Consider the following 2,761-nt stretch of genomic DNA (forward strand, 5'->3'; position numbering starts at 1 on the left):
TCCACCAGGCCCTGGAAGGCGGGTCCGTAGTCGATTCCGCGGTCGCGGAAGCGGTCGTAGAAGCCGTCCAGGGGCACGCGCTCCGCCTGCTCGGTCGCCGTCCAGTCGACGGGATCGGGGGTGTGGGCGGGGGTGTGGTGGGTGAGTTGGGCGGTGGCGTGGGTGGTCCAGGGTGTGCCGGGGTGCGTGTCGGGGCCGGGGTGGGTGTGGACGGTGACCTGGCGCTGCCCGTTGCCGTCGATGCCGGTGACGGCGACCTGGATCCGCAAGGGCCCGCTGTCGGGCAGGACGAGGGGGGTGGTGAGGGTCAGGGTGTCGATCCCGGTGGCGCCCACGCGTGCGGCGGCGGTGAGGACCATGTCCAGGATCGCGGTGCCGGGCAGGAGGACGGTGTCGAACACCTTGTGGTCGCTCAGCCAGCGCTGTCCGGGGCCGGTGGTGTCGATCCTGCCGGTGAGGATCAGGCCGTCGTCGGCCAGCGGGGTGGAGAGGGTGAGCCAGGGGTGGTCGAGCCCGTCCGCGCCCCACGCCGAGGGGTCGGCCGGGACGGTGTCGGGGGCGGGGAGCCAGTACCGCTCACGGTCGAAGGCGTAGGTGGGCAGGGCGGCTTCCAACGGAGTGCGCGGCACCGCGCGCTCCCACGGCCACTGGTCTGCGTGCTCCAGTCCCGCACGCGTCCACGACGACAGCACGTCGGTGGTGTCGGCCTGGCCGCGGTGGGCGGTGGCGACAGTGGTTCCGCCGTGCTGCCGGGCGATCTCGTCGAGGACCATGGCCATGACGGGGTGGGGGCTGATCTCGGTCCAGGTGTGATGGCCGTCGGCGGTGGCGGCCTGGCCGGCCAGGTCGAAGCGCACCGGCCGGCGCAGATTGGCGCACCAGTAGCCGGCGTTCATCTCGGAGCCGTGGATCAGGCGGCCGTGGACGGTGGAGTACATCGGGATCCGTCCGGCCGCCGGCCGAAGGCCCGCCAGTTCCTCCGCCAGAGCGGGCAGGAGCGGGTCCATGTGCGCGCTGTGGGAGGCGTAGTCGACCTGCACCCGGCGGGCGAACACCCCCTCGGCCTGCACGTCCGCCAGGAAGATGTCCAGGGCGTCGCTGTCCCCGGAGATCACGGTCGAGGCGGCGGTGTTGACCGCGGCCACGGACAGACCCGTCCCCGCGAGACGTTCGGTGACCCACTCCAGGCCACGCTCGACCACGGCCATGCCTCCCCGCCCGCCGCAGGTGGCCACAGCCCGCGACCGGGCAGCGACGATCTTCGCGCCCTGTTCGACGGTCAGGACGCCCGCGACCACGGCCGCGGTCACTTCGCCCTGCGAATGCCCGATCACGGCCTGCGGCGTGACACCCATCGACTCCCACCACGCGGCCAGGCCCAGACTCATCGCGAACAGCGCCGGCTGCACCTCCTCCACACCCGACAGAGCACGCTGCCCGGTCAGGACCTCGACGACCGACCAGCCCGTCCAGGGCAGCAGGGCCGCCTCACACGCACGGACGGTCTCGGCGAACACCGGCGACTGCTCGAACAGCACCCGGCCCATGCCCTCCCACTGCGACCCCTGCCCCGGGAACACCCACACTCCCCCGGGGCCCGTGGCGAAGATCTCCGCACCGGGCGTCTCGGCGGGGGCTATCACTCCGAGGGCGTCGGTGCCTTCGGCGAGTGCTTCCAGCCGGTCGATGGCCTCCTCGCGGGTGGCGGCGAGAACCGCGCCGCGGGAGTCGAACCAGCTGCGGTGCCACAAGGCCGTGGACGCCACCCGGTCCAGCGAGACCTCCGGGTGGTTGCGCCACCACTGGGCCCAGCGCCGGGCCTGCGCCCGCACCACACCCGCGTCCCGGCCCGACACCACCACCGGGACCACACCCCCCGGCGCCACCTGCTCAGCAACGGTCACGGCGGCCTCCCCGGCAGGGGCCTCCTCGAGAACAAGGTGGGCGTTGGTCCCGGACAGACCGAACGACGACACACCCGCACGCCGCAGGCGGGACTCCTCCCGCGGCCACGAACGCGCCTCACCCAGCAACCGCAGCCCGCTGCCCTCCCACCCGATGTGCTCACTGGGCCGCTCCACGTGCAAGGTGGCGGGCAGTTGCTCGTGGGCCAGTGCCAGCACCATCTTGATCACGCCGATCACACCGGCGGCGGCCTGGGCATGCCCGATATTGGACTTCGCCGACCCCAGCCACACCGGCCGCTCCACCGAACGCCCCGGCCCGAAGACCGCCGCCAGCGCGCCCGCCTCGACCGGGTCGCCCAAGGCCGTCCCGGTTCCGTGCGCCTCGACCGCGTCCACGTCCGACGGCGACAGCCTCGCGCGCGACAGAGCTTCCTGGATCACCCGCTGCTGCGAAGGACCGTTCGGAGCGGTCAGACCCTGAGACCGGCCGTCCTGATTGACAGCCGACCCACGGATCACCGCCAGCACCCGGTCCCCGGCCACCCGCGCAGCCGACAACCGCTTCAGAACCAGCACACCACAACCCTCGGACCAGCCCGCACCGTCCGCATCAGCCGAAAAGCTCTTGCACCGCCCGTCCACAGCCATGCCCCGCAACCGGGAGAACTCCACAAACACCGACGGCGTCGACATCACCGTCACACCACCGGCCAGCGCGACATCACACTCCCCCTGCCGCAGCGCCGACACCGCCAGATGCAAAGCCACCAGCGACGACGAACACGCCGTGTCCACCGTCACCGCCGGACCCCGCAACCCCAACGAATACGACACCCGACCCGACAACACACTGC

At 72.3% G+C, this 2,761-nt stretch carries 1 protein-coding gene and 1 pseudogene; both read right to left on the reverse strand.

The window, feature by feature from the left end; translation table 11 throughout:
* The coding region (locus tag AWZ10_RS32060) for a type I polyketide synthase (protein WP_244172612.1) at positions 1–2,483 on the reverse strand (2,483 nt) is incomplete at its 3' end.
* A 30-nt stretch (positions 2,484–2,513) separates the two neighbouring features.
* Positions 2,514–2,756 (reverse strand): annotated as a pseudogene (locus AWZ10_RS55870) (beta-ketoacyl synthase N-terminal-like domain-containing protein); the annotation flags it as partial.
* Positions 2,757–2,761 lie beyond the last annotated feature (5 nt).

The organism is Streptomyces europaeiscabiei, from assembly GCF_001550375.1.
GTDB classification, from domain to species: domain Bacteria; phylum Actinomycetota; class Actinomycetes; order Streptomycetales; family Streptomycetaceae; genus Streptomyces; species Streptomyces europaeiscabiei.